This is a genomic window from Streptomyces sp. SJL17-4 (genome assembly GCF_036826855.1).
Lineage (GTDB): Bacteria > Actinomycetota > Actinomycetes > Streptomycetales > Streptomycetaceae > Streptomyces.
The window spans coordinates 2,887,087-2,912,515 of the sequence record NZ_CP104578.1 but is presented as its reverse complement, the minus strand read 5'-3'; the positions used below and the strand labels follow the sequence as shown (position 1 = coordinate 2,912,515).

The following is a 25,429-nucleotide window of genomic DNA, read 5'->3' as shown; positions in this document are numbered from 1 at the left end:
GCTGCCCAAAAGTACCAATGGAGGCTCAAGTGGAAACCACACTCAGCGACGAAACGATCAAGCAGGTCACCCTGGAGATCGTCGTCGATGAACTGGAGCTCGACGTCGAGCCCGGCGAGGTCGACATGACCGCGAACCTGATGGACGAGTACGAGGCCGACTCGCTCGGCCTGATCCAGATCCTTGCCAGGGTGAACAAGGAACTGGCGATACGGCTGCCGCGTGAAGAGGTCGGCGACCTGCGCACGGTGGACCAGATGGTCCGGCGGATCATCGAGCTCCGCGCCGGTGAGGAGACCGTCGATGCCGGCTAGGACCCGTCGCGTGGTCGTCACCGGAATCGGCTGCGTCAGCAGCATCGGAACCGGTGTCGAGAACTTCACCGAGGGCATCAAGAGCGGCCGGAGCGGTATCTCGGAGATCCGCTCGTTCGACAGCAGCGACTTCAGCAGCCACCTGGGCGGCGAAGTGCACGACTTCGCTCCCGAGACGATCGTCCACACGATCGACCCCGCCGACTGGGGCCGGACCGCGCAGATCGCGGCCGCCGCGGCCCGGCTGGCGTTACAGGACTCCGGCATCGAGTTATCCGAGGACCTCCGGCTGACGGCCGGCGCCATCATCGGGACGACCAACGGGGAGGCCCCCACGGTCGACGACCTGACCGGCCAGTGGCTGGACCGCGGCCCCGGCCTCATGGACGCCGCCCTGGTCAGCCTGCTGCCCGCGGGCAACATCGCCGCCGCCGTATCGGTCGAACTCGGCCTCCACGGCGAGACGATGACGATCCCCACGGCCTGTTCCGCCGCCAACTACGCCATCGGCAGCGCCGGGGACAAGATCGCCTCGGGCGAGGCGGACGTCATGTTCGCCGGCGGATCCGACAGCGTGAACCGCTTCACCCACGCCGGATTCCTCAGTCTCGGCGCCATCTCCAACGGGGTGGGACGGCCCTTCGACCGGAACCGGACGGGCATCGTCACGGCCGAGGGCGGTGCCGTGCTCATGCTGGAGGAATACGAGCACGCCGTCCGTCGCGGTGCCCACATCTACGCCGAACTGCTCGGATACGGGCTCTCCTGCGACGCGCACCACATCGTGCACCCCGACGCGGACAGCATCGCGACCTGCATCCGGCGGGCCCACGCCCACTCGGGCATCGACGCGAGCAGCGTCGACTACATCTCCGCCCACGGCACGGGTACGCCGACCAACGACGTCACCGAAGTCACCGCCACCCGCAGTGTGTTCGGCGACGCGCACCCGCCGATGAGCTCCATCAAGTCGATGCTGGGGCACACCATGGGAGCGGCCAGCGGATTCGGCGCGATCGCCTGCTGCAAGGCGATCGAGGAGTCCTTCCTGCCGCCGACGATCAACCTCGAAGAGGTCGATCCGGAACTCGGTCCCGGCATCGACTACGTCGCCGGGAAGGCGCGCGGCGCACGGGTGAACATCGCCCAGAACCACGGTTTCGCGTTCGGCGGGAACAACGCGATCACGATCTTCGGCGCCGTCGCGGATCAGCCCGTGCCCGCCGTAGCAGGGGAGTCGATGTGACGAATCGGGCCAACGCACCTCGGATCATCGACGTTTCCGTCCTGTCCGTCGCGGGCGTCGGCATGGAGGCCCTGCGGGAGCGCCTGAACGCGCCCGCCGCCGAGGGGTTTCCGCTGACCCCGCCGCCGCAGGCCGACGCCGGGGACTACGCCGGCATTCCCGGCGACATCTCGCCGGTACCTTCCTTCGACATCACCGACTTCGTGCCCAAGAAGGGCACGAAGAACATCGACCGCACCACTGCTCTCGGCCTCGCGGCCAGCGCCCGGCTCAAGCGGACACTGACCGACCACCCCGGCATCACCGGCGACTCCTGGCCGTCCACCGGTGTCGCGATGGGCAGCATGGTCGGCAGCCTCCGCAGCAGCATCGAACTGGACTCCAGCGTGATCGAGGGGGCCGGCATCGATCTGATCAACCCGGCCCGGTTCCCCAACACCACGATGAACTGCTGCGCCAGCCAGGTCGCGATCTGGAACGGCTTCCGCGGCCCGAACTCGACCCTCGCCAACGGCAGCCTCAGCGCCGTCTCGGCCCTGCAGTACGCGGCGCGGCTGATCCACCGCGGCCATGCGCGACGGATGTTCGTCGGCGGGGTGGAGGAGCTGTCCCCGCACACCGCCTGGGGCATCCGGTCGAAGAAGATCGTGCACGACACCGTGCCCGTCTCCGAGGCCGCCGCCGTGTTCGCGCTGGAGCCCGAGGGGCTCAGCCAGGCGCCCGCCCTGGCGACGGTGCCGGCCTGCGCGGTGGGCTTCGCCCCCGAGCGTACGAACGCCGGATTCGCCGACGCCCTGCGCCGGGTCGTCGCCGGAGTGCTCCGGCAGGCCGAGGTGGACGACACCGCCGTCGACCTCGTACTGCCCGGTGCGGAGGGGACCGTGCTGGCAGAGGCCGAGCAGGCCGCGCTGGCCGGGTTCACCGCCCAGCGAGTGGACGTGCGCACGGCCCTCGGCGAGTGCGGCAGCGCCACGGGAGCCCTGCAGGTCGCGGCCGCGCTGGCGGTCGGACGACCCGGCGGCACCGCGCTGATCACCGGGATCGACATCTCGGGCGCCGTGGGTGCCGCTGTCCTGCGGATCGGGGCGGGGACATGAGCCCTCGCGTTCTGATCGTGGGCGCCGGCCCGGTCGGCCTGGCCGCAGCCGTCTCCTTACGGCTCCAGGGCGTGCCGGTGACGGTGGTCGACAAGGCAGCGAGCCCGCACACCCACCCGAAGGCCGTCGTCCTGTGGCCGCGCGCGCTGGAGGTCTTCGACGGCCTCGGCGTCGCCGACCGGCTGGAGACCGAGGGACACCCCCTCACCGGCCAGCACTACCACTCCAACGGGACCCGCGTCGCCAGCCTGACCTTCCGCAGGCTCCGCCACACCAAGTACCGGTACGCGCTGGCGATCCCTCAGCACACCACGGAGCGCGTCCTGCGGGAGCGGCTCTCCGCACTCGGCGGTTCGATCCGTACCCACACGGAACTGACCGGCCTGCGGCAGGACGCGGACACGGTGACCACCACGCTCGCCGACCTGGACACCGGCACCACGCGGGAAGAGACGTACGACTGGGTGATCGGGGCGGACGGCGTCCACAGCTCCGTCCGCTCCGCCACCGGCATCGGCTTCGAGGGCCATACGTACGAGCAGACCTTCCTGCTGTCGGACGGCCCCTGTGACACCGGGCTCGCCACCGACTCCGCGCACTACTTCATGACCGACACCGGTGTACTCGTCATGGTGCCGCTCCCGGACAAGCAGTGGCGCGCCTTCATCAGCGCACCCCGCGAGATCCCGGAGGGCGAAGCACTCGTCGACACGGTGGCGCGCGTGGTGAGCCAGCGGTCGCCGGTCCCGGTGCGGTTCCTCGACGGCCACGCCGCAGGCCGGTTCCGTATCCACCGCAAGGCGGCGGAACGCGTCTGGCAGGGCAGGGTCTTCCTCGTCGGGGACGCCGCTCACGCGCACAGCCCGGCGGGCGCGCAGGGCATCAACACCGGTGTCGAGGACGCGACCAGCCTGGCGTGGCGCCTCGGCGGGATCTGCCGGGGCTCGGTGCCCACCGCGGACTCCGAGCGGGTCTTCACGCAGTGGTCGGACGAGCGCCACCAGGTCGTCGAGAACGTGCTGCGCGACACGGACCTCCAGACCCGGCTGTGGGGCGTACGCGGGTTCCGCCGGCGCCTGCGGGACGCGGCGCTGTACGGGGCCGAGCGCACCGGCCTGCTCGACCGCGTGGTCATCCCCCGCCAGACGCAGATCGTCCAGCGGTTCAGCCCGGGCCCGGGACAGGGGCGGCCGAAGGCCGTCGGGGTCCTCCGCAGCCACGCCCGGCTGCCGAACGTGGAGATTCCCACGGACGCGTCCGCCGGGACACGCCTGCACGACTTCCTCTCGCCGACGGAGCCGGTCGCCATCGAGTTCGACCCCGCGGGCACGCCGGGCCATCACACGAAGGTCCGGCACGCGGCCGCCGGGGGAGCGGGGCTCGACGTCGTGTCGCTCTCCGGCCCTGCCCTCCGGTCCGCCCTGGGCATCAGCCGACGCGTCACCTGCGTGGTGCGCCCGGACGGGATCGTGGCCGAGCTCACTCCCGACACGGCCGGCAAGGGGGCCGGCACCACATGACCACTGCCGTGAAGCGCATCTCGCAAGAACTGGTGCACCGTGCCCACCCGAGGGAGATCCTGGTCTCCCCGCCGAGCCGGGACGCCGAACACCGGTACCACGCGACGACGGTCACCACCGACATCAGCCCCTACTACCTCGACCACCACGGCCGACACCGGCTCGACGTCCTGCTGATGACCGAGGCCTGCCGGCAGGCGGCGATCAGCGCGGCCCACCGGTACGAAGGCCTGCCGCTCGGTGTCGCGGCGTTCTTCAACTCCATCGACGTCCGGCTGAGCAACGTCGACACGCTGGCGAACTCCAGCGAGGAGCTGATGATCACCACCTCCATGGAGGAGATGAAGCTGCGCGGCGACGGGTCGCCGAAGCAGATCGTCTACTCGCAGGAGGCCGTCGTCACCGGCTCGGACAAGCCGGTGCTGAGCTCGCGGATGGCGGTCCAGGGAGTGGCCGAGGGGCGGTATCCGGACCTGCGCGCCTACCAGCGCAACGGTTCCGCGGCACCGACCACGGCGTCGATGCGCGCCACCTTCCGGCGCCACCAGGACATCGTCGAGCCCGACCGGGTCGGCCGGACGCAGACGGCCAACGTCGTCCTCGCCGGACTGCGGCGGACCGCCGACGGTGCCACCGCGATCCTCGACGCGGATCTGGCCAACGTGAGCCTGTTCGACCACGACTACGACCACTACCCCGCGATGGTCCTCATCGAGGCAGGCCGACAGCTCGCCCTGGCCTGCACGGAGCGACCGGTGGACTGGATCATCAGCGGCTGCCGTGCCGAGTTCCCGGGGTTCGCCGAACTCGACACCCAGACCGCCGTCGTCGCCCGTCAGCACGGTGACGAGGTCGAGGTCGTCTGCCGGCAGAACGACGTCGTCGTCACCGAGATGTGGTTCGAACTGGCGTCGATGGTGACACCGGTGGTGGGCCGGTCGTGACGAGACTCGCGATCTGGAGCGACTTCCGCGGCGTCCTCACCCCGCCCCTCGCCGAGGGGGTCCGGCGGTTCTGCGAGGGCAGGAACCACACGCCCGAGCAGATCCGCCGGTCCCTGCGCGCGATCGCCGAGCGCCACGGCTGCCCGGACGGCATGGCGGTGCTCGACTCGGGGGTCCTCGACGAGCGCCGCTGGACCGGGGAGATCGAGCGGGAGCTGCTTGAGCGCTTCGGCATCACCGCCGACCTGTCCGACTTCGCCACGCGATGGTGGAGCGACCAGCGGCTCGACGACGCCTGGGTGGCGGCCCTGCGGGAGTGGCGGGCGGCGGGCGCCTTCGTCGGGCTCCTCTCCAATCTGCCGGCCGAGTGGCGGACGCCCCTGGCGTCCTTCCCGGCCGTCGCGGACACCTTCGACGACGTGCTGCTGTCCTGCGACGTCGGAACCCGCAAACCCGAATCCGAGATGTTCCGTCTCGCCGAGGCCCGCTCGGGCCTGGCACCCGCGTTCCACGTCCTGGCCGACGACCTGCCCGAGAACGTCGCGGGCGCCCGCCGGGCCGGCTGGACCGGCGTGCTCTCCGGCGGAGACGCGACGAAATCCGCGATCGCACTCATCGACTCGATGGTGAGCGACGCGACGAAGAGTGAAGGAGTGTCGCGATGAGCTCGCGATCGGCATTTGTCACCGGGGCCAACCGCGGCATAGGCGAGGCCATCGCCAGGGACCTGGCCAAGCGCGGATACCGCGTGGTGGGCACGTACCGCAGCAACCGCCCCGAGGTGGACGGCGTCTCGTTCGTCCACTGCGACGTCCGCGACCCCGAGTCGGTGGCCTCGGCGGTGCGCGAGGCACGGGAGATCCTCGGCGAGATCGACGTCGTCGTCAGCAGCGCGGGCATCACCCAGGACGGGCTGCTGATGACCCAGACCCCCGACGACGTCGCCGGCGTGCTGGACACCAACCTCACGGGCGCCTTCAACGTGGTGCGCGAGGCCGTGTCCGACATGGTGGCGAACAAGTGGGGCCGGATCGTGTTCGTCTCCTCGGTCATGGGGATGTGGGGCTCGCCGGGGCAGACCAGCTACTCCGCGTCCAAGAGCGGCCTGATCGGCCTGACCCGTTCCCTCGCCTGGGAACTGGGCCGGGCGCGCGTCACCGCCAACGCCGTCCTGCCCGGCCTCATCGAGACCGAGATGATCGCCGGCCTGTCGGACCGCAGGCGCGACCAGGTGGTCTCCCAGACGCCGCTGCGCCGGACCGGTACGCCCGAGGAGGTGGCCGCTCTCGTGGGCTTCCTGATCTCCGACGAGGCCGCGTTCATCACCGGGGCCTCGATACCCGTCGGCGGCGGCATCGGGATGGGCCTGTGACCCGCTCGCCCGCCGCACCCCGGGCAACCCGTTCGCCCGCCGCACCCGCGGCAACCCGTTCGCCCGCCGCACCCGCGGCAACCGCAGAACCCCGAACCCAGCGAAAGGCACCACACACCATGAACGCAGCCCGGACGACCTCGTACTACCCGTGGCGCGAGGAGTACGTGACTCTTCCGGTGCCGGACAGCAGCGGCACGGACGCCTCGATCGGTCTGCTGAAGATCGGCGACCCCGACGCCTCGACCGTCATGCTGTTCCTCGGCGGCAAGGAGGGCGCGGCCGCCGGCTTCACCGCCCTCGGCCGGACCGTCGCCGCGGTCACCCCCGGCGTGCAGTTCTGGGCGATGGACCGGCGCGAGGTGTTCCTCACCGACACCTCCCGGGCCGACGCGCCGCTCGACGAGGCCCTCGCCTACTACCTCGAAGGCCGCTACCGGAGCCCCGAGCCGGCGAACTTCGCCGCGTACGCCGAGTGGGGTCTGCAGGTCCTGGTCGACGACATCCGGGTGGCCGTCGCGGCCGCCGCCGAGGGCGGGCGCAAGGTCCTGCTCGGCGGGCACTCCGTGGGCGCCGCCGAGGCCGTGCACTACGCGTCCTGGGACTTCGACGGGGTCGGCGGCCACCGGAGCATCGACGGTCTGGTCCTCGTCGACGGCGGTGCCCTGAACGCCTTCCGCGGCGCGGGCATGGAGTTCGGCATCGACCTCGACACGGCACGCGGCTGGCTGGGCGGCATCCGGGCGGGCGGTGTGTTCGAAACCGAGACCTCGACCTCGGCCACCCTCGGCTTCGACGGGCCGCCGGAGTCCGCCGCGCAGTTCTACAAGCTGGCCGCCAGGGCGCTCCTGGAGCAGCCGACCGCCGTCTCGCCGCTGGCCGCCCACCTGCCCGCGCGGTACCCCGTGCCGGCCGGGGCGACCAACCACGAGGTCTTCGCCGCCCTGGTCAACCTGGGCAACGCCAAGCCGGGTTACGGGGTGACGGCCGGGCACTTCGACGGCGGGAACTGGGTGCAGGACGGGCCGACCCGGCTCGGTGTCGTCGCGCACGCCCACTCGCTCGGCGCCGGTGCGTTCCAGTGGCACACCCTGAACCGCACGCTGCTCGACCTCATCGCCGCGGACTCGCTGCGGCAGAACGAGATCACCGAGCTGCTCGGCCTGCGCGGGCTGCACGCCGCGGAGATCGACGTGCCGGTGCTGGCCTACGCCTCCGCGTTCACCAACGGCTCCTCGCTCGACGCCGCGAAGGAACTCGCCCAGTTGTCGGCCATCAGCCGCCTCGACCTCGTCGAGGACAAGGCACTGAGCCACCACGACGTCCTCTTCGCCGACCTGCCCGCCAACTCCCTCGTCCGCGCCATCGCCTCGTTCGCGGGCTCGCTGACCGCGTAAGCCACGCCTCGTTCGCGGGCTCGCCCGCCGCGTAGGCCATGCCTCGTTCGCGGGTTCGCCCGCCGTGTAGGCCATGCCTCGTTCGCGGGCTCGCCCGCCGCGTAGGCCATGCCTCGTTCGCGGGTTCGCCCGCCGCGTAAGCCAGTACTCACAGACAGGGGTCCCCCAGTGACCAGCACGGAGTCCGTCCTCCACACGGGCGCCGACGAAACCCCCGCGCGCCGCAGCCCGGCATGGCTGGTGCTCGCGGTGGCCGCGGTGGCAGTCGTCATCGTCCCCCTCGGCGTCAGCGGCACGCCGCTGCTGCTGCCCGGAATCGGCACCGATCTCGGCGGCGGCCTCGCCCCGCTCCAATGGGTGGTCAACGCCTACAACGTGGCCGCGGCGAGCACCATGCTGGCCACCGGCGTACTCGCCGACCGGTACGGCAGGCGCCGGGTCTTCCGCCTCGGTGCCGGGATGTACCTGGTCTCCCTGCTGGCCACCATCCTGGCCCAGGACACGCTGGTGATCGACGTGGCCAGGGCCGTCGCCGGAATCGGCGCCGGCGCCATCGTGACGTCGATGACGGCCATCGTGGCCAACGCGTTCGACGGCCCGGCCCGGGCCAAGGCCTTCGGTCTCGTCGGCGTGGTGATCGGCGCCGGGCTCGCGCTCGGGCCCACGATCAGCGGCGTGATCGCGCAACTCCTGGACTGGCGTGCGGTGTTCGGCTTCCACGCCGTGATCGTGGCGCTGGGGCTGCTCGGCTCCCTCCTGCTGCCCGAGTCGCGCAACCGGGGTGGCAGCCGGTTCGACTTCCTGGGAGCGGGCCTGTTCACCGTCGCGCTGCTGCTGCTCACGATCGGCACGATCGAGGGCCCGCAGTCGGGGTGGGCTGACGTGCGCACCATCGCCCTGTTCGCGGGTGCGGTGCTGGCCTTCGTCCTGTTCGTCGCCCACGAACGACGCACGAGCAACCCGATGTTCGAACTGAGCCTCTTCTCCGACCGGCAGTTCCTGACGGTGAACCTGGTCAACATCGAGTTCGCGTTCGGCTTCATCGGTCTGCTCCTGCTGCTGCCCGCCTTCCTCTTCAGCGTGGGCGGACTGGGCAACGGGGCGGCCGGTCTGCGGATCCTGCTGCTGACCGTGCCGATCTTCCTGGTCCCGATGGTGTCCGGCAGGCTGAGCGCCGCGGGCGTACCGCTGAGGCTGATCCTGGCCGGCGGCCTCGCGCTGATCGGCGTCGGCGCGTTCGGCCTGACCTTCGCCGAGGGCGACAGCGCCCTGTGGGTGCTGGCCGTCCCGCTGATCGTGACCGGAGCCGGTGTCGGCGTCCTCAACGGCGTCATGGACGGTGCCGCGGTCGGCTCCGTACCGAACACCTCGGCGGGGATGGCGGCGGGGATGTTCAACACCATCCGCCTCGCCGCGGAATCCCTCGCCTCGGTGGTGGTCGTCGCCCTGGTCGCGTCCTTCGTCCATACGCAGCTCTCGGCGGCGTCCCTGCCCGCGGGCCTGGACTCCGCCACCGCGGCCGACGAACTCGCCGCCGGTGACGTCAAGCGGCTCTTCGAGCAGTACCCGGACCAGGCCGACGCCCTGGCGTCGGCCCACGCCTCGGCGTTCCACCAGGTGATGTGGATCTCGGTGGTGCTCGCCGCGGTGTCGGTGGTGGCCGTGCTCCTGCTGCTCCGCCGACAGGACGACCGGCGATGACCGCCACCCGACAGCTGCCCCTCACCGCGGTCGACGGCATCGAGACGAAGGACGGCGGATTCGTCGGGCGCAAGAAGGTCAGCGCCGACGACCCGTACCTGTCCGGCCACTTCCCCTCGCTGACGGTCTACCCCGGGGTGTTCCTGATCGAGGGCGTGCAGCAGATGCTCGAACTCCATCTGGACGGCGTACTCGGAGGGATCGAACTGGTCTCCGTCGAGTCGGCCCGGTTCAGCCTGCCCGTACTGGCCGGGGACGAGGTGCTGTTCGACACGCGCGTCACCGGCACGCGCCCGCTGCTGTCGACCACGACGACCTGCACCGTCGACGGCCGGCGGTGCGCCCGGATCGCCGCGACCTGGAGGTCCGCCTCATGAGCGAGTACCCGGACCCGGCCGACCTGCTGCCGTACGGTCACCCGGCGCTGCACGTCGACCGGATCCTGGCCCATCGGCCCGGTGCGCTGACCGCGGTGAAGGCCGTGTCCCAGCACGAACTCGGCGGCCACGCCGGATCGGCGCGACCCGCCCGGCTCCCCTCGACCCTGGTGCTCGAGTCCTTCCTCCAGGCCTGCGGGCTGCTGGTCGCGCTCGACGCCGGGGACGAGGGGAACGACCGGCTCCTCGTGTTCGGGTCGGCACGCAACCTGCGCTTCGAAGGGTCGGTGCGGGCGGGCGAACTCCTCGTGCACTCGGTGGAACTGCTCGACACGCACGAGGACACCGCCGTGTTCTCCGGTGTCTCCCGGACCGGCGACGGACAGACCGTGCTCACCGTGGAGCGCGCGATCACCCTCAGCCGGCCCTCGGACTCCCTCGCCGCGGCGAGCAGCGACGACTGACCTGCCTTCCAAAGAAAGCGAGACACCATGTACGACTACGTGATCACGGTGCCGGGACAGGGCTCGCACCGCCCGGGGATGCTCGACTCCTGGCTGACGGAGGCACCGCACGCACAGGATCTGCACGCACAGGACCTGCTCGCCGAGTGGTCCGATGCCGCCGGGCTCGACCTGCTCGCCGCCGGCCGGGACGGCGTCGCGATGAGCGACACGGCCGTCGCGCAGCCGCTGATCACCGCGGCGGCGCTGCTGTCCCTGGAGCGGCTGCGGGCCCGGCTGGAACCGGCCCCCGGCCGGGTGCTGTACGCCGGACACTCCGTCGGTGAGCTGGCCGCGGCCGCCGGTGCCGGCTACCTCTCACCGACGGCGGCGATCGTCCTGGCCCGGGCCCGCGGGAAGGCCATGTCGGCGGCGTGTGCGGCGGCCCCGACCGGCATGGTGGCGTGCATGCCGTCCAAGAGGGACGGCGCACCGGACGAGTCGATCGTCGACGCGATCCACGCCGGGGGACTGGCCGTGGCCAACTGGAACGGCAGTCACCAGTTCGTGGCGGCCGGTCCCCTCACCGCCGCCGAGGACTTCGCCACGACCCCGCCGCGTGGCATGCGCGTGGTCCGTCTCGAGGTGGCCGGGGCCTTCCACACCGAGGCGATGGCCCCGGCCCAGGAGTCGTTCGCCCAGGCCGTGGCCCAGGTGTCGTGGCGGACACCGGACTCGGCGATGCTGGGCAACGGGGACGGCGCGCTCGTGGCCGGGCCGGACGACCTCCGGCAGCGACTGGTCACGCAGCTCACGTCGGCGGTCCGATGGGACCTGTGCGCGCAGGCGATCGCCGCGTACTCCTCCACGGAGACGCTGCACATCGAACTGGCGCCCGCGGGACCGCTGACGAAGCTCGCCGAGCGGGCCCGCCCGTGGATGCGCGCCGTGGCACTGCGCGCGGCGGACGACCTGGACGGCGTACCCGCTCTCGCCCGCAGTGGTGCCTGATGACCCGATCAGTGGTGCCGGGCAGTCATGAGGACCTGCTCACCCGGCCGCTCTACTGCCATGTCGGCACCCTCCGGGCGGACGGCGCCCCGCAGGTCAACCCCATGTGGGTGCTGTGGGAGGACGGCGAACTGTCGTTCACCACGTCCACCGCCCGGGTCAAGTACGCCAACATCCAGCGGGACGCCCGGGTCTCCGTGTCGATCAACGACCCGGAACAGCCGTACCGCTACCTGGAGGTCCGGGGCCGCGTGGACCGGGTCGTGCCGGACGCCGAGGGCGAGTTCTTCCAGCGCCTGGCCGCCCGGTACGGCCGGGAGCTCGGCGGACAGCTGCCGCCGGACGTCCGTACCCGGGTCCGTCTGGTCGTCCGGCCGGAGGCGGTCTCCTGCCAGTGACCCCCCGAGGACGAGACATGCTCGCCGAGATCCTGCCGGCCTCGGTCGCCTGCGCCGAGCGGTTCGACGACCTGGAGCCGGTCACTCCCTATCCGGAGGAGGAGGCGGTGGTGGCCCGTGCGGCGGCCGGCCGCCGCGACTCCTTCCATACGGTCCGGCTCTGCGCCCGGCAGGCCATGGCGGAACTCGGCACACCTGCCGCACCGATCCTGCCGGGCCCGAAGGGCGAGCCGTTGTGGCCGGACGGACTCGTCGGCAGCATGACGCACTGCGCCGGCTACCGCGGGGCGGTGGCCGCACCCGCCACCGCCCTGACGGGTCTGGGCATCGACGCCGAGCCGCACGGACCGCTGCGGCCGGGAGTACTGGAGTACGTGACCCTCCCCGCCGAACGCGAACGCCTCGCCCACCTCGCCCGCACCCACCCCTCGACCCACTGGGACCGACTCCTGTTCAGCGCCAAGGAGTCGGTCTACAAGGTGTGGTACCCGCTGACCCGGAAGTGGCTGGACTTCGACGAAGCCGACATCACCCTCCACCCCAACGGCCACTTCACCGCCCGCCTGCTGGTCCCGGGCCTCGAAGTAGCAGGCCGCCGCATCCCCACCCTCCCCGGCCGCTGGCACGTCGCCCACAACATCGCCCTGACGGCCGCCGTTCTCGGCCACTGACGACGAAGTCCGCCGCCACGCGCCGACGTCAGGTCTGCGTGTCGTCCGGATGCGGGCCGACGCATCCCAGGTACACGAGGTACACGAGTCCGTGCCCGGCCCGTCGTCGTGGAAGTACAGCCGGGGTGACACGGTGTTGCCCCCACCGACCCGCAGGTGGGTGTACGACCTGAGCTGTCCCAGCAGGTCAAGAATGAGACTTACGGCTGGTTTATGCCCCTTTTCGAGTCGATGAGTTCTCGTCAGACTCTGGTGGGCGTGAGTGAGACATCCATGGGCTTGGTGCCGAGTGCGCTGGGGGAAGCCGTTGGCCTACGTTCCGATACTCAAGGGCAAGGCGGGGGAGTTCTCGGCTCTCGGGCATGTCACGCCGGCGGTCCGCTCGTGCATCCGCCCTGTCATGGAGCTGGTCCCCGACCCGGACGTCCGGGATGTCCTGGAGACCTTCTGTGACCGTGCGATGGACGCGGTGCCCCAGGGCACGGTCCTGACCGTCGACAGCGGAGCCCTACCGACAACACGAGTCCTCAAGGGCGACGCCGGTGGTCCCATGGCCCGCCTGAGCGAGTCCCTCGGCCTCCGTGGTGTAGCCATGTGCCCGGTCGTCCGGCACACAGACGAAGGAGACGTCCTCGTCGAGGCGGCACGGGCGGCAGCTGAGCATCAGCGTGGTGCCTGCTTACGGGTGTCTGTTGCGCTGGACTCTCCTCAGCGCCTTCCCGATCGCGCCGAGATCAGAGGACTCTTCAAGGCTTTACGCCTCGAACCGGAGGAAGTCGGCCTCCTCATCGATGCCGGTCCTGTCGACTCGGAGATCGAAAGGGATCGGCTTGCCGACCGCGCCGTCTTCGCCCTGGAGGCTCTCACCTCATGGGACTGGCGCCACGAGTGCGTCGCTGCCGGCGCCTTCCCGGTCAACCTGACGGGCTTCCCGAGGGGCCGAGCAACGCCGGTGGCCCGGAGAGACGCACAGCTCTGGCGACGGGTCCTCAATGGACACCGCGGGAAATCCCCGGACTTCGGAGACTTCGGAGTGACGCATCCGCGGATGCCTGTGAAGTCCCGTGGGACTCCGGACCCCAACATGCGCTACACGACAGCGGATGCATGGCAGGTCTTCGTCTATCCGCGAGTCCGCTCAGGCAATGACGACTTCTTCGTACTGAGCGCCGACTTGGTCGACTCACCTCACTGGCCGACCACAGGCGCGCGAACGTCGTGGGGCGACGCCCGACTGAAGGAGTGCGCGAATCGCCAAAGACCCAAGGCCGGAGGCGGAACGCAATGGCGAGCCTGGGCAACCTCGCACCACCTGGCAGTGGTGTCAGCCAACCTGGCCACCTTCGGGCACCCCTGAGGGCGCCGATGCACTGCCGGCCCGTCAGGTCCCACCTCTTCGCCCCGAAGCACAGTGGGCGGTACGAGTGGTCAAGGGAGCAGCGCTGTCGGTGCCTTGTGAGGGTCACGGCTTCGAAGGCCGATCCATCGAGGAGTTGTGGCGGGATCCGGCATGGCACGAGTACACCTTCACCGGCGGCACGGCCACGGTGCTGGACTTCCCCCACATGATCGATGCCACGGACACGGACGACGGTCCGTTCATGCGTCCGTTGACCGATGACGAGGTGCGCGCCTGGTCCCCCGCCGGCCGACCGGGCACCCCACGCGAGTCCCCTGGGAACCGGTCCCGGGGCCTTCTGCGTTTCTGCGTTCCCACCTGCGGCTTCGCCTCCCGGCCCAGGCCGCGATCTCACGTAGGAGTGCTGGCCGTTCAAAGCGGAAGTTCGAGATCTGCAACTTGATACAAGTGATCCGCATCCTCCGACCATCTGGCCAGGACCTCACGGTCGATCAACTGGATGCCGTGTTTGGCGCCCCAGTCCGCGGCGTCGCGCGTAAATGATCCGTTGGTGACGACCATCGATTCGTTCGCACCGTAGACGGCCTGGGAGGTTCCATTTATTTGATAGAGAACCTTGGAGTCGACTTTACGGCCGCGGGTCGTGTGCTTGCACTGTACTGCGATCGACCGGCCGGCAGCGTTTTCCGCCAGGACGTCGACTGCCTGGTCGCCTCTACCGCCGATGACCTCGGCCTTGAGGCCGTCTCGCTCCATCAACCTCCGAATGAGGTACTCGAACTCGGCTGGCGAGGATTCGTCGATCTCGGTGATGGAGGGACTGTATTCCACCTTCCTGGCAAGACGGCTTGATTCAAGCCCGCTGATCCACGCCTCCCTCCTCCTCTGCCTCTCGTGGAGAATCAGCAGTTGCATCTTGCGATTCTCGTCTCGAAGTCTTCCGATCTCTTCCTCGTGACGCCTCAACTGACGCCGGTGGGAAGACTGAGCGAGCATCTCGACGGGCAACGCGAGGATGAGCCCTAGGGCCACTGAAGCGGAGATGTCCTGGATTCGCATGAATCCGCTTCCGGTGTCCGCCGAGGCAAGTGGTAGTCCGCTTGCCCAGTTATTGAGCAGTGGGAGTCCGAGGGAACCCAGTATGATCAGGCCCAGCTTCCAACCCATGACCTTGCCGTGTGGATATCTCGGCCGGCTCGACAACCAGGTCCCCTTTCGTGAAGCAATCGGAGCAAATGAGCGGTCATCGCATCGCCTGTTGCGCGCCTGGCGCGGGCGATGGACCTGGCCGAAGCGAAACCGACTCTCCACAGGCTCCCCTTGGCAGCACACACCTGACGATCCTCGCCACGGTAGTGGCTACCACTGACACGACTGAGGTCACGGGCATGCCGGCTCCACAGGGTGAGAGCCACGACGACCGCGGTACGAGTGATCGTGGTGGATCAGCCGCCGCATACTCCGGGTGTGGACGTATCCGATGAGGGCCTGGAGCTCGATCGGCAGTGGCTCGACCTGAGCGACAACGTGTGCGGTGTGTTGCACGGTTGCCCTGACGCCTCTGTCGTGGCCGCTCGCTTCGTCGGAGCAGGCTGGAGCTCTCGTTCGTCGTCCTGGTACGGCTACGAGCTGGAGACCAGCTGGTGCCAGATGGAGATCCATCCGATCGACGGCTCGAAGGTCCTGCTCAACGGCGTCGTCGACCCCGCCCGCCTCGACGACCTGGGTCGGCTCCTGAGCCACTTCGGGCTCCCCCACGAGCTGGAACTCAGCGACGAGACCGACCAACACCTTGGTGCGCGAGGTCAGAGGGTGAGCCGCCATCTGCCCTCAAGGCCCCTGCACCTGTCCGGGGGCCGTCGCTGCCCGGACGGACCTGCGTCGCCGATGCCGCGAGATCCTGTCCGCGACCAGTCCGCGACCAGTCCGCGACCCCTGTCACACGGCCGCTCACCCCGACCCACGCCCGCACATACAACAAGACCCCGTTCTCAGCGTTTCCGCTGATCACGGGGTCTGTCTGGCACTTCCTGCGAAGTGCCCCCGGCAGGATTCGAACCTGCGCACACGGCTCCGGAGGCCCTGTGCGCCTGAGGCGTCTGTGCAGGTCAGTGACCTATGAGCGGGTGGCCAAGCCTTGTCGGTCCACGAATAGGCCGCAGCTCGCGAAGGCTCTGTTGCACCTCACTAGACAGCGATGTGGGAACAAAGGCTGCGCTGTTGGTACTTGCCGGGCACATTGGTTCCTACGGCCGCCCAGAATGCCTTGGAATCGTGGAGGTGCCCACCCAAGGTGTGCCAGGACAGGCCTGGGTGCTCGATCCGCAGCGCCGCGAGACCGGCGGAGGCCAGACCGCATCGCTGGTACTCCGGCAGGGTGTAAGGCTGCTCGACCCACCCAAGCTGGCAGTGGGGGCAGACCTGGTAGTCAACGCTGAATGCGAACTCGCCGTCCAGATTGGCTGCACGCTCACGCCAGCCTTGCCGTTCCCCGGAGACGGTGTCCTGCCAAGGCGTGTCTAACTTGGGCACGGCCACCCACCCGCGCTGTCGCCCGAACCGCCCTCGGCTCACCCACTGCAACACGTCGCGCCACCGCTCCCGCCCGGACACCCGCCCCACCTCGCGGGCCTGGCCGGCCAACTGCTGTGCTGCCTTCTGGTCGTTGGTCATGGCCCCATCGTTCCCGTTTCGGACCTGGGACGAGCATCCCTGTCACATGGGCGCCATCACCTTGTTGGCGAGAAACACCCCATCTTGCCCTGAGCCCCCTCGCACGGCTCAGGGACGGCCCAGACTTCGCCCGCCTCAAGCTCCGCTCATGGTCTCGTTCGTCGCCAACACACCTCAGGAGCGACACCTCATAGGAGTGCTACCACGTGGGGGCTCAAGCCGTACCGGCCACCCCGTCTCCGCCGGTTGACTTGTCGACGCACATCTCCCTCACTTTCTCTTGCAATGCGGTGCGCCGACCAGCGAAGAGTATTTGGTTCGAGACTTCCTCAAGGTGGGCGACTAGGCTCTTCGCATCTTTGGCTATCGATTCGACCCGCTGAAGACTCTGGGCATATTCGGAGTCGCCCTGAGGTCGCCACTTGTAATGGACAAATCCGTTTCAGGTTCGCGTGGCCTGGACTCACGCGAGGGAGCCGGTCGCTGGCCTCGCCGACCACTCACCCAGCTCCCATCCCGTCTGCCGTCGACCCGCGCCTGCTCGGCTCTGCCTGGGTCGATGGCAGACGGGATGGGAGCCCCTGCCTCCACCACGACGCTGCCGGCAGTAGCCCACGGACCCCCTCCATCCCGGAGCCTGAGCGCCCTCGCCGGAGGCATCGTCCGGGCTGGCCCCTCGCGCACTCGTCCCGGCCGCGTCGTGGTTCATCCCGCCCATAAACCCGAGCCGTCAGGCGTGCGGACGGCGGCCGGGCTGGAGCGGGGCGTAGACAGGAGCGCAGGCCTGTGCGACGGGCCGCGCGCGCCGCGCCGTGCGCGGCGGGTGCCTTGATGAGGTAGAGAAATCTGCAACAGCTGCGTCGGCCACACCCACCAGTGCTTGGCGCAGGGACGGACGCGGACAGTCGGTTCGACGCAACGGGAAACCCGTGCAGTAGAGGGTGGGATCAGCGCGCTGTGACTATCAACCTGCATGACTTCGACGGTGAGCACTCGCTGACGTTGAATGCCGGTGGTCTGCCTGTCGGTGCTGCAGTAGCTGCCGCCGGGCATGAGCCGAACGGCTGCTTCTGGGAAGGTCTCGTGCAGTTCGCCTGGCCGGACCTTGCCGAGAGTCTCGACTTCGACAGCGAGGCCGGCATGTTCTGCGCGGTCGGCAGTCTGGGCGACCTCACACGACTCAAGGAAGCCCTTGAATCCGTCATCACGAGCCCTGGCGCAGCCAGCGACATCATTGATCGCGCGACAACGCCGGGCTTCGAGTTCGACGACTAGGCGTATTGCCTCGTTGGGTTGGGGACGCGGCTTTCGGGTGGTTTGCCTGCCGGGAATCGGATCGCCATCAACGGGGTTGGTGGGGGGTGAGCCGATATTGGAGGGTCATGCGAGCGATACAGGTGTACGAAGTGGGCGGTCCCGAGGTGCTGCAGGAGGCCAAGGTGGACCAGCCGCGGCCGGGTCCGGGCGAGGCGATCGTGGAGGTCGCCGCATCCGGGGTCAACTTCCTCGACGTCTACCACCGCGAAGGCCGGTACAGCCTCCCGCTGCCCTTCACCCCGGGCGCTGAGGGCGCCGGCACGGTCGTCGAAGTTGGACCCGGCGTCGCTGACGTCGCAATCGGGGACCGGGTCGGTTGGGTGGAGATTCCCGGCACGTATGCCGAGCGGGCCGTCGTGGACTCCTCCCGGCTGGTGCCGCTGCCCGACGATATCGGCTTCGAGACAGCCGCCGCCGTGCTCCTCCAAGGCATGACCGCGCACTATCTCGTCAAGGACGCCTACCCGGTTCAGGGGGGCGACACGGTGCTCGTGCATGCGGCTGCTGGCGGCATGGGGCTGCTTCTGACCCAGCTCATCACCCATCTCGGCGGCAGCGTGATCGGCACGACGTCGACCACGGCGAAGGCCGAGCTGGCGAAGCGTGCCGGGGCCGCTGAGGTGATCCTTTCCTCCGCAGTCGACGATCTCGCAGCCGAGGTGAGGCGGCTCAACGGCGGTCAGGGACTGCCGGTTGTCTTCGACGGCGTCGGCGCGCACACCTTCGATGCGAGCCTCGCCAGCCTGCGACCCCGCGGCCATCTCGTGCTCTTCGGCGCGGCAAGTGGTGCCGTGCCGCCGTTTGATCCGATTCGGCTCGCCCACGGCGGTTCGCTGACCCTGATCCGGCCCAGTCTCGGGGACTTCATCGCCGATCGGTCCGAACTGCTCCGACGGGCCGCCGATGTGTTCGAGTGGGTCCGTTCCAAGGCGCTTGAGGTCACCGTAACGGGCCGCTACGCATTGTCCGAGGCCGCCCAGGCCCACAGCGATCTGGAGGCTCGGCGTACCACCGGCAAGCTGCTCGTCATACCCGATGCGGCTGCTATTGGACGCCGCGAGGAGACGCAGAGCTGATCGCGGGTGACGAGGTCGGGGATCTTGGAGACTGAGATGTCGAGGGCATGACCGACCGTCATCGCCAAGATCCCTGACAGCGTCAGGCACTCAGCAGGCCAAGATCAAGTTCTGGCGGGTTTCTGGCGTATCTGGGTCACAGAGCGGCGAGTGAAGCACAGTTGAGGCCCCGGGACCTGTCCCGGGGCCTTCGTCGTTTCCGGGTTCTCACTTGGGGCGATGCCCCACGGCCCAGGCCGCGAACAGGCCGCGACCCCTGTCATACGGCCGCTCAGCCCTGCTCACGCCTGCACATACAACAAGACCCCGTCCTCAGCGTTTCCGCTGTTGACGGGGTCTGTCTGGCACTTCCTGCGAAGTGCCCCCGGCAGGATTCGAACCTGCGCACACGGCTCCGGAGGCCGTTGCTCTATCCCCTGAGCTACGGGGGCGTCCGCCGCGTTCGGCGGCGACGGGTAGAACCCTACCAGCTCTGCGGGAGTGGCTGTGAACAGGTATTTCCGGGGTGTCACCAGGGGCTGGGTCCCCCGCACGGGTCAGAAGTGGGTAAAACCCGGACGCAGCCGTTCGGGGCCGCCTACTCTCGTTCGTGTGTCAGGCGTGTCCGGTCGGGTGCTCGTTGTCGACGACAACAAGGTGATCCGGCAGTTGATCAGGGTCAATCTCGAACTCGAGGGGTTCGAGGTCGTGACCGCGGCCGATGGTGCCGAGTGTCTGGATGTCGTACATCGGGTCTGTCCTGATGTCGTCACCCTGGACGTCGTCATGCCCCGCTTGGACGGGATCAAGACGGCCGAGCGGCTGCGGGCCGATCCCCGGACCAGTCATCTCCCGGTCGCGATCATCAGTGCCTGCGGTGAGCACGAGGTCTCCGGTGGGGTCGCCTCCGGTGTCGACGCCTTCCTCGCCAAACCCTTCGAGCCCGCCGAGCTCGTACGCGTCGTCCGTCAGCTCATGCACCGCGAGCGGCGTGAGCGACCCGAGCGGTCCGACGGTGCCGGGCCCGACGGGGGAGAGGACCCGGCCGCAGTCGACGGCTGCCAGGAACCCCGACGCGCCGGGAGCACCACCCGTCCGCACTGAGCACGGTCGGTCGGTCGGTCGTTCGGCCGCGCCGGCCCATCCGCTGTCGGCCCACCGTCCGGTCGCCGCACCCCGCAGCCGGCCCACGTCGGCCCACCGTCCGGTCGCCGCACCCCGCAGCCGGCCCACGCCGGCCCACCATCCGGTCGCCGCACCCCGCAGCCGGCCCACCGTCCGGTCGCCGCATTCCGCAGCCGCCCCACGGTCGGGTGACCGCATCGCGAAACCGGTTCGCTTTCCGACCCCCCTCCTCCCCTACGCTTGTCCCGTGACCCCCGCGGACCTCTCCCTCACCGTGCTGCACGCCGTGCGCCGTGCGGTCGACGACGGTGCGCTGCGGGTCGACGTACCCCCGATGGTCAAGGTCGAGCGGGCCCGGCCCGGAGGGGCCGGGGAGTACGCCAGTAACGTCGCCCTCACCCTCGCCCGGTCCGCCGGACGCACCGCCCTCGACGTCGCCGGGATCCTGGAAGAACGTCTCCGTGACGCCCCCGGGCTCCAAGAGGTCGCCATCACCGGTCCCGGTTTCCTGAACTTCACCCTTCGGTCCGACGCCGGCGGCGAGCTCGTACGGGCCGTCCGCGAGGCCGGAGCCTCGTACGGGAGTGGCACCGGCCTCGTCGGGACCACCGTCCGGTTCGCCGACCTGACAGATCCGGCCGACGCGCGCGCCCTGCTCGTCACCGAGACCGTCGTCCGGCTCCTCAGGACCCAGGGCGCCGACGCCGGGTTCGGCGGGGACGAGCGGAACGCCGAGCGGATCCACGTGTACCCGGGGGTGTACCAGGGCGAGACTCTTGGCGTCGACGCCGCCCGGTGGGCCCTTCTCCGGGCCGCTCCCCAGGACCGGCCCCTCGACGGGCCGCCCCTCCTCGTCCAGCACGAGCGCAACTCCCTCTTCCGTGTGCGCTACGCCCACTCCCGGGCCCGGAGGCTGCTCGTCAACGCCGCGCAGCTCGGATTCAGGCCCGCGTACGAGACTCCCGTCCACGCACCCGAACTTCTCGGCGTCCTCGGCGACCACCCCGTCGCCCTCCTCACCGCCGCCCGCCACCGCGCCCCCGACCGGGTCGCCCGGCACCTGGAAGCCATCGCCGACGCGCTGCTCACGTTCCAGCACACCGTTCTGCCGCTCGGCGACGAGAAACCCTCGGCCGCCCATCGTTCCCGGCTCGCGCTCGCCGAAGCCGCCGGGACGGTGCTCGCCGGTGGCCTCTCCGTGCTCGGCATCAGCGCACCCGAACGGATTTGAAAGAGTTCAGACATGAGTCGTTCCGCCCACCCCGCAGGCCCTCGCCACGCCGATGTCCTTCCCGAGGGTCACTACACCGCGCCCCCCGCCGACCTCAACGTCCTCGACCCCAAGGTGTGGTCGCGGACCGTCGAGCGGGACGAGCGCGGTGTCGCCACCGTCGGCGGGCTGAGCGTGACCGAGCTCGCCGAGGAGTTCGGGACCCCCGCCTACTTCCTCGACGAGACGGACTTCCGCGCCCGCTGCCGCGCCTGGGCCGAGGCCTTCGGCAAGGACGCCGACGTCTTCTACGCCGGGAAGGCGTTCCTCTCCCGGGCCATCGTGCGGTGGCTCAAGGAAGAGGGGCTGAACCTCGACGTGTGTTCCGGCGGGGAGCTCGCCACCGCACTCTCCGCAGGGATGCCCGCCGAGCGCATCGCCTTCCACGGCAACAACAAGAGCGAGCACGAGATCCGTACGGCCGTCGAGGCCGGCGTCGGGCGGATCGTTCTCGACTCCTTCCAGGAGATCGTGCGCGTCGCGCACATCGCGCAGTCCCTCGGCAAGCGCCAGCGCGTGCAGATCCGGGTGACCGTCGGCGTCGAGGCCCACACCCACGAGTTCATCGCCACCGCGCACGAGGACCAGAAGTTCGGCATCGCGCTGGCCGGCGGACAGGCCGCCGAGGCCGTGCGCCGCGCGCTGAAGCTGGACGGGCTCGAGCTCATCGGCATCCACTCGCACATCGGCTCGCAGATCTTCGACATGGCCGGCTTCGAGGTCTCCGCGCGACGCGTCGTCCAGCTGCTCGCCGAAGTGCGGGACGAGCACGGCGTCGAGCTGCCCGAGATCGACCTCGGCGGCGGGCTGGGGATCGCCTACACCTCCGAGGACGACCCGCGCGAGCCGCACGAGATCGCCAAGGCACTGACCGAGATCGTCACGAGGGAGTGCGAGGCCGCCGGTCTCTCCACGCCCCGCATCTCCGTCGAGCCCGGGCGCGCCATCGTCGGGCCCACCGCCTTCACCCTGTACGAGGTGGGGACGGTCAAGCCGCTCGAGGGGCTGCGGACGTACGTCTCCGTCGACGGCGGCATGTCGGACAACATCCGCACCGCGCTGTACGACGCCGAGTACAGCGTCAACCTCGTCTCGCGGACCAGCGACGCCGCGCCCATGCTCTCCCGGGTCGTCGGCAAGCACTGCGAGAGCGGCGACATCGTCGTACGGGACGCCTTCCTGCCCTCGGACCTGGCGCCCGGCGACCTCATCGCCGTGCCGGCCACCGGTGCGTACTGCCGCTCCATGGCCAGCAACTACAACCACGCACTCCGGCCGCCCGTCGTCGCCGTCCGTGACGGCGAGGCGCGGGTCATCGTGCGGCGCGAGACGGAGGAAGATCTCCTGCGTCTCGACGTCGGGTGATGAAATAGTCGAGTGATGAAATAGATGTCTCAGGATCCGGACGAGGGGCGGAAACCCCCGTCCGGTGAGTGAGACTGGTTCCACCGTTGAGAACCGTAGAGACTCGAACGTAGAGATACGAAGTAGGACGAAAGAGGTCGGATGATGCGTACGCGTCCGCTGAAGGTGGCGCTGCTGGGCTGTGGAGTGGTCGGCTCAGAGGTGGCGCGCATCATGACGACGCACGCCGACGACCTCGCCGCGCGCATCGGCGCCCCGGTCGAGCTCGCCGGCGTGGCGGTCCGCCGCCCGGACAAGGTCCGCGAGGGCATCCCGGCGGAGCTGATCACCACCGACGCCACCGCCCTGGTCAAACGGGGGGACATCGACGTGATCGTCGAGGTCATCGGCGGGGTCGAGCCGGCCCGCACCCTCATCACCACCGCCTTCGAGCACGGCGCCTCCGTCGTCTCGGCCAACAAGGCGCTGCTCGCCCAGGACGGCGCGAACCTCTACGCCGCCGCCCAGGAGCACGGGCAGGACCTCTACTACGAGGCCGCCGTCGCTGGCGCCATCCCGCTCATCCGGCCGCTGCGCGAGTCCCTCGCCGGCGACAAGATCAACCGCGTGATGGGCATCGTCAACGGCACGACCAACTTCATCCTCGACAAGATGGACACCTCCGGGGCCGGCTACTCCGAGGCGCTCGACGAGGCCACCGCCCTCGGGTACGCCGAGGCCGACCCGACCGCCGACGTCGAGGGCTTCGACGCCGCCGCCAAGGCCGCCATCCTCGCCGGGATCGCCTTCCACACGCGCGTGCGCCTCGACGACGTCTACCGCGAGGGAATGACCGAGGTCACCGCCGCCGACTTCGCCTCCGCCAAGCAGATGGGCTGCACCATCAAGCTGCTCGCCATCTGCGAGCGCGCCGCCGACGGCGAGTCCGTCACCGCGCGCGTACACCCGGCGATGATCCCGCTCAGCCACCCGCTGGCCTCCGTCCGCGAGGCGTACAACGCGGTCTTCGTCGAGGCCGACGCCGCTGGACAGCTCATGTTCTACGGCCCCGGCGCAGGCGGCGCTCCGACCGCCTCGGCCGTCCTCGGCGACCTCGTCGCCGTGTGCCGCAACAAGCTCAACGAGGCCAACGGCCCCGGCGAGTCCGCGTACACCCAGCTGCCCGTGAGTCCCATGGGCGACGTGGTGACGCGGTACCACATCAGCCTCGACGTGGCCGACAAGCCGGGCGTCCTCGCCCAGGTCGCGACGGTCTTCGCCGAGCACGGCGTGTCGATCGACACGGTCCGTCAGCAGGGCAAGGACGGCGAGGCCTCCCTCGTCGTCGTCACCCACCGCGCGCACGACGCCGCCCTTTCCGGGACCGTCGAGGCGCTGCGCAAGCTCGACACCGTACGCGGTGTCGCCAGCATCATGCGTGTTGAAGGGGAGTAAGGACCCATGACCCACAAGGGCACCCACCAGTGGCGCGGCATCATCGAGGAGTACCGGGACCGCCTTCCGGTCACGGACACGACGCCCGTCGTCACGCTCCGTGAGGGCGGCACGCCGCTCGTACCCGCTCAGGTCCTCTCCGAGCGCACGGGCTGCGAGGTGCACCTCAAGGTCGAGGGCGCCAACCCCACCGGCTCCTTCAAGGACCGGGGCATGACCATGGCCATCTCGAAGGCCAAGGAGGAGGGGGCGAAGGCCGTCATCTGCGCCTCCACCGGCAACACCTCCGCCTCCGCCGCGGCCTACGCGGTCCGCGCCGGCATGGTGTCGGCCGTCCTCGTGCCGCAGGGCAAGATCGCGCTCGGCAAGATGGGCCAGGCCCTCGTGCACGGCGCGAAGATCCTCCAGGTCGACGGCAACTTCGACGACTGCCTGACCCTGGCCCGCAGCCTCTCCGAGAACTACCCGGTCGCGCTGGTCAATTCGGTCAACCCGGTCCGTATCGAGGGCCAGAAGACCGCCGCCTTCGAGATCGTGGACATGCTGGGCGATGCGCCCGACATCCACGTCCTGCCCGTGGGCAACGCCGGCAACATCACGGCGTACTGGAAGGGGTACCGCGAGTACGCCACGGACGGTCTCGCCACCCACCGCCCCCGCATGTGGGGCTTCCAGGCCTCCGGTTCGGCCCCGCTGGTACGCGGCGAGGTCGTCAAGGACCCGTCGACGATCGCCACCGCGATCCGCATCGGCAACCCGGCCTCGTGGGACTACGCGATCGCCGCGCGCGACGAGTCGGGCGGCTTCATCGACGAGGTGACGGACCGTGAGATCCTGCGCGCCTACCGCCTGTTGGCCGCGCAGGAGGGTGTCTTCGTCGAGCCGGCGTCGGCCGCTTCGGTCGCCGGTCTGCTGAAGGCCGCCGAGCAGGGCAAGGTCGACCCCGGCCAGCGGATCGTCTGCACGGTCACCGGCAACGGGCTCAAGGACCCCGACTGGGCCGTCGCCGGCGCGCCGCAACCGGTCACCGTTCCGGTCGACGCGGCCGCCGCCGCCGAACGCCTCGGTCTGGCCTGATCCTCACCCCTCCGCGCGCGGAAACGTGCTGATCGAAACCCGATCAGGAACGTACATAGGCGCACAGGTTGGCTCGCGACACGCATCGTGCGCCTCCTGTGCGCCCTATGTCGCGGCAGAACCTTCCTTCGATAGGCTGTACCGAACCCGCCCCGACGCATATGCGCGGTGTTGTTGCCGTTGTCGCCTCCGTGGCTGAAACGGCCCCCGGGTTCTCGTGTACTTCCCCTGAAACACCCGCTGTTCTGAGTACCTGCTGTTC

At 69.7% G+C, this 25,429-nt stretch carries 24 protein-coding genes and 1 tRNA gene; 22 read left to right on the top strand and 3 right to left on the bottom strand.

The genetic code is table 11. The annotated features are described in order from the left end of the window. Positions 1 to 29: 29 nt before the first annotated feature. The 15 genes from N5875_RS12560 to N5875_RS12490 all read left to right on the top strand — a co-directional run bounded on the left by N5875_RS12560 (position 30) and on the right by N5875_RS12490 (position 13,848). Positions 30 to 314 carry an acyl carrier protein gene (locus N5875_RS12560; RefSeq protein WP_318207913.1) on the top strand — a complete coding sequence of 95 codons (285 nt, stop codon included), beginning with the start codon at positions 30 to 32 and terminating at the stop codon, positions 312 to 314. Further along, complete coding sequence (locus tag N5875_RS12555; RefSeq protein ID WP_338493642.1) at positions 304 to 1,560, top strand: beta-ketoacyl-[acyl-carrier-protein] synthase family protein; 1,257 nt, start codon at positions 304 to 306, stop codon at positions 1,558 to 1,560. Before N5875_RS12560 ends, N5875_RS12555 begins: the two co-directional genes overlap by 11 nt. After that, positions 1,557 to 2,657: a beta-ketoacyl synthase N-terminal-like domain-containing protein gene (locus N5875_RS12550; RefSeq protein WP_338493639.1), complete on the top strand. Its 1,101-nt coding sequence runs from the start codon at positions 1,557 to 1,559 to the stop codon at positions 2,655 to 2,657. The genes N5875_RS12555 and N5875_RS12550 overlap by 4 nt, the downstream gene beginning before the upstream one ends. Then, positions 2,654 to 4,177, top strand: a complete 1,524-nt coding sequence (locus tag N5875_RS12545) for an FAD-dependent monooxygenase (RefSeq protein ID WP_338493637.1) — start codon at positions 2,654 to 2,656, stop codon at positions 4,175 to 4,177. The genes N5875_RS12550 and N5875_RS12545 overlap by 4 nt, the downstream gene beginning before the upstream one ends. Beyond that, entirely contained in the window at positions 4,174 to 5,121 is a 948-nt protein-coding gene (locus tag N5875_RS12540) for an AfsA-related hotdog domain-containing protein (RefSeq protein ID WP_338493634.1), read from the top strand. Before N5875_RS12545 ends, N5875_RS12540 begins: the two co-directional genes overlap by 4 nt. After that, on the top strand, positions 5,118 to 5,786 hold the full coding sequence (locus N5875_RS12535; RefSeq protein ID WP_318207908.1) for an HAD-IA family hydrolase: 669 nt from the start codon (positions 5,118 to 5,120) through the stop codon (positions 5,784 to 5,786). The genes N5875_RS12540 and N5875_RS12535 overlap by 4 nt, the downstream gene beginning before the upstream one ends. After that, positions 5,783 to 6,493, top strand: coding sequence for a 3-oxoacyl-ACP reductase FabG (gene fabG / locus N5875_RS12530; RefSeq protein ID WP_318207907.1), 711 nt, complete (start codon positions 5,783 to 5,785; stop codon positions 6,491 to 6,493). Before N5875_RS12535 ends, fabG begins: the two co-directional genes overlap by 4 nt. 119 nt (positions 6,494 to 6,612) lie before the next feature. Continuing rightward, a complete protein-coding gene (locus N5875_RS12525; protein WP_338493629.1) occupies positions 6,613 to 7,890 on the top strand; it encodes a hypothetical protein in 1,278 nt (425 codons plus the stop codon). Between the two features lie 168 nt (positions 7,891 to 8,058). Continuing rightward, positions 8,059 to 9,591: an MFS transporter gene (locus N5875_RS12520; protein WP_318207905.1), complete on the top strand. Its 1,533-nt coding sequence runs from the start codon at positions 8,059 to 8,061 to the stop codon at positions 9,589 to 9,591. Further along, positions 9,588 to 9,968: a hypothetical protein gene (locus N5875_RS12515; RefSeq protein WP_318207904.1), complete on the top strand. Its 381-nt coding sequence runs from the start codon at positions 9,588 to 9,590 to the stop codon at positions 9,966 to 9,968. The genes N5875_RS12520 and N5875_RS12515 overlap by 4 nt, the downstream gene beginning before the upstream one ends. Continuing rightward, positions 9,965 to 10,432 (top strand): hypothetical protein, encoded by a 468-nt coding sequence (locus N5875_RS12510; protein WP_318207903.1) that lies wholly within the window; start codon positions 9,965 to 9,967, stop codon positions 10,430 to 10,432. The genes N5875_RS12515 and N5875_RS12510 overlap by 4 nt, the downstream gene beginning before the upstream one ends. 27 nt (positions 10,433 to 10,459) lie before the next feature. After that, the gene (locus tag N5875_RS12505; RefSeq protein ID WP_338493623.1) at positions 10,460 to 11,422 is read left to right on the top strand and encodes an ACP S-malonyltransferase; all 963 of its coding nucleotides are present in this window, start codon (positions 10,460 to 10,462) and stop codon (positions 11,420 to 11,422) included. After that, a complete protein-coding gene (locus tag N5875_RS12500) occupies positions 11,422 to 11,820 on the top strand; it encodes a PPOX class F420-dependent oxidoreductase (RefSeq protein WP_338493621.1) in 399 nt (132 codons plus the stop codon). The genes N5875_RS12505 and N5875_RS12500 overlap by 1 nt, the downstream gene beginning before the upstream one ends. A 17-nt stretch (positions 11,821 to 11,837) precedes the next feature. Further along, the gene (locus N5875_RS12495; protein ID WP_338493618.1) at positions 11,838 to 12,491 is read left to right on the top strand and encodes a 4'-phosphopantetheinyl transferase superfamily protein; all 654 of its coding nucleotides are present in this window, start codon (positions 11,838 to 11,840) and stop codon (positions 12,489 to 12,491) included. A 262-nt stretch (positions 12,492 to 12,753) separates the two neighbouring features. Beyond that, a complete protein-coding gene (locus N5875_RS12490; protein ID WP_338493615.1) occupies positions 12,754 to 13,848 on the top strand; it encodes a beta family protein in 1,095 nt (364 codons plus the stop codon). Between the two features lie 414 nt (positions 13,849 to 14,262). Here the strand turns inward: N5875_RS12490 and N5875_RS12485 are convergent, their stop codons facing one another. After that, entirely contained in the window at positions 14,263 to 15,018 is a 756-nt protein-coding gene (locus N5875_RS12485; RefSeq protein WP_338493612.1) for a restriction endonuclease, read from the bottom strand. A 1,020-nt stretch (positions 15,019 to 16,038) separates the two neighbouring features. Beyond that, a complete protein-coding gene (locus N5875_RS12480; protein WP_318207897.1) occupies positions 16,039 to 16,524 on the bottom strand; it encodes a hypothetical protein in 486 nt (161 codons plus the stop codon). A gap of 957 nt (positions 16,525 to 17,481) precedes the next feature. Here N5875_RS12480 and N5875_RS12475 point away from each other — a divergent pair. Next, a complete protein-coding gene (locus tag N5875_RS12475) occupies positions 17,482 to 17,799 on the top strand; it encodes an Imm51 family immunity protein (RefSeq protein WP_338493609.1) in 318 nt (105 codons plus the stop codon). A 107-nt stretch (positions 17,800 to 17,906) separates the two neighbouring features. Continuing rightward, entirely contained in the window at positions 17,907 to 18,917 is a 1,011-nt protein-coding gene (locus N5875_RS12470) for a quinone oxidoreductase (protein ID WP_338493606.1), read from the top strand. A gap of 359 nt (positions 18,918 to 19,276) precedes the next feature. On the opposite strand, the gene N5875_RS12465 is transcribed toward N5875_RS12470, so the two are convergent. Continuing rightward, positions 19,277 to 19,348, bottom strand: a tRNA-Arg gene (locus tag N5875_RS12465). A 160-nt stretch (positions 19,349 to 19,508) separates the two neighbouring features. On the opposite strand from N5875_RS12465, the gene N5875_RS12460 reads away from it, so the two are divergent. From N5875_RS12460 to thrC, 5 genes are all read left to right on the top strand, one after another. Then, positions 19,509 to 20,000 carry a response regulator gene (locus N5875_RS12460; protein ID WP_338493603.1) on the top strand — a complete coding sequence of 164 codons (492 nt, stop codon included), beginning with the start codon at positions 19,509 to 19,511 and terminating at the stop codon, positions 19,998 to 20,000. 268 nt (positions 20,001 to 20,268) lie between these two features. After that, positions 20,269 to 21,252, top strand: a complete 984-nt coding sequence (locus tag N5875_RS12455; RefSeq protein WP_338493600.1) for a DALR anticodon-binding domain-containing protein — start codon at positions 20,269 to 20,271, stop codon at positions 21,250 to 21,252. Between the two features lie 12 nt (positions 21,253 to 21,264). Next, the gene (lysA, locus tag N5875_RS12450; RefSeq protein WP_318207892.1) at positions 21,265 to 22,656 is read left to right on the top strand and encodes a diaminopimelate decarboxylase; all 1,392 of its coding nucleotides are present in this window, start codon (positions 21,265 to 21,267) and stop codon (positions 22,654 to 22,656) included. 141 nt (positions 22,657 to 22,797) lie between these two features. Further along, positions 22,798 to 24,090 carry a homoserine dehydrogenase gene (locus N5875_RS12445; RefSeq protein WP_318207891.1) on the top strand — a complete coding sequence of 431 codons (1,293 nt, stop codon included), beginning with the start codon at positions 22,798 to 22,800 and terminating at the stop codon, positions 24,088 to 24,090. Between the two features lie 6 nt (positions 24,091 to 24,096). After that, positions 24,097 to 25,167 (top strand): threonine synthase, encoded by a 1,071-nt coding sequence (thrC, locus tag N5875_RS12440; protein WP_318207890.1) that lies wholly within the window; start codon positions 24,097 to 24,099, stop codon positions 25,165 to 25,167. Positions 25,168 to 25,429: the final 262 nt, after the last annotated feature.

What these genes read in the sequence shown, in the direction of transcription:
- N5875_RS12555 (WP_338493642.1), top strand. Translation starts at nt 304, where the DNA reads ATGCCGGCTAGGACCCGTCGCGTGGTCGTCACCGGAATCGGCTGCGTC.
- N5875_RS12545 (WP_338493637.1), top strand. Translation starts at nt 2,654, where the DNA reads ATGAGCCCTCGCGTTCTGATCGTGGGCGCCGGCCCGGTCGGCCTGGCC.
- N5875_RS12540 (WP_338493634.1), top strand. Translation starts at nt 4,174, where the DNA reads ATGACCACTGCCGTGAAGCGCATCTCGCAAGAACTGGTGCACCGTGCC.
- fabG (WP_318207907.1), top strand. Translation starts at nt 5,783, where the DNA reads ATGAGCTCGCGATCGGCATTTGTCACCGGGGCCAACCGCGGCATAGGC.
- N5875_RS12525 (WP_338493629.1), top strand. Translation starts at nt 6,613, where the DNA reads ATGAACGCAGCCCGGACGACCTCGTACTACCCGTGGCGCGAGGAGTAC.
- N5875_RS12515 (WP_318207904.1), top strand. Translation starts at nt 9,588, where the DNA reads ATGACCGCCACCCGACAGCTGCCCCTCACCGCGGTCGACGGCATCGAG.
- N5875_RS12510 (WP_318207903.1), top strand. Translation starts at nt 9,965, where the DNA reads ATGAGCGAGTACCCGGACCCGGCCGACCTGCTGCCGTACGGTCACCCG.
- N5875_RS12505 (WP_338493623.1), top strand. Translation starts at nt 10,460, where the DNA reads ATGTACGACTACGTGATCACGGTGCCGGGACAGGGCTCGCACCGCCCG.
- N5875_RS12500 (WP_338493621.1), top strand. Translation starts at nt 11,422, where the DNA reads ATGACCCGATCAGTGGTGCCGGGCAGTCATGAGGACCTGCTCACCCGG.
- N5875_RS12495 (WP_338493618.1), top strand. Translation starts at nt 11,838, where the DNA reads ATGCTCGCCGAGATCCTGCCGGCCTCGGTCGCCTGCGCCGAGCGGTTC.
- N5875_RS12485 (WP_338493612.1), bottom strand. Translation starts at nt 15,018, where the DNA reads ATGGGTTGGAAGCTGGGCCTGATCATACTGGGTTCCCTCGGACTCCCA.
- N5875_RS12480 (WP_318207897.1), bottom strand. Translation starts at nt 16,524, where the DNA reads ATGACCAACGACCAGAAGGCAGCACAGCAGTTGGCCGGCCAGGCCCGC.
- N5875_RS12470 (WP_338493606.1), top strand. Translation starts at nt 17,907, where the DNA reads ATGCGAGCGATACAGGTGTACGAAGTGGGCGGTCCCGAGGTGCTGCAG.
- lysA (WP_318207892.1), top strand. Translation starts at nt 21,265, where the DNA reads ATGAGTCGTTCCGCCCACCCCGCAGGCCCTCGCCACGCCGATGTCCTT.
- N5875_RS12445 (WP_318207891.1), top strand. Translation starts at nt 22,798, where the DNA reads ATGATGCGTACGCGTCCGCTGAAGGTGGCGCTGCTGGGCTGTGGAGTG.
- thrC (WP_318207890.1), top strand. Translation starts at nt 24,097, where the DNA reads ATGACCCACAAGGGCACCCACCAGTGGCGCGGCATCATCGAGGAGTAC.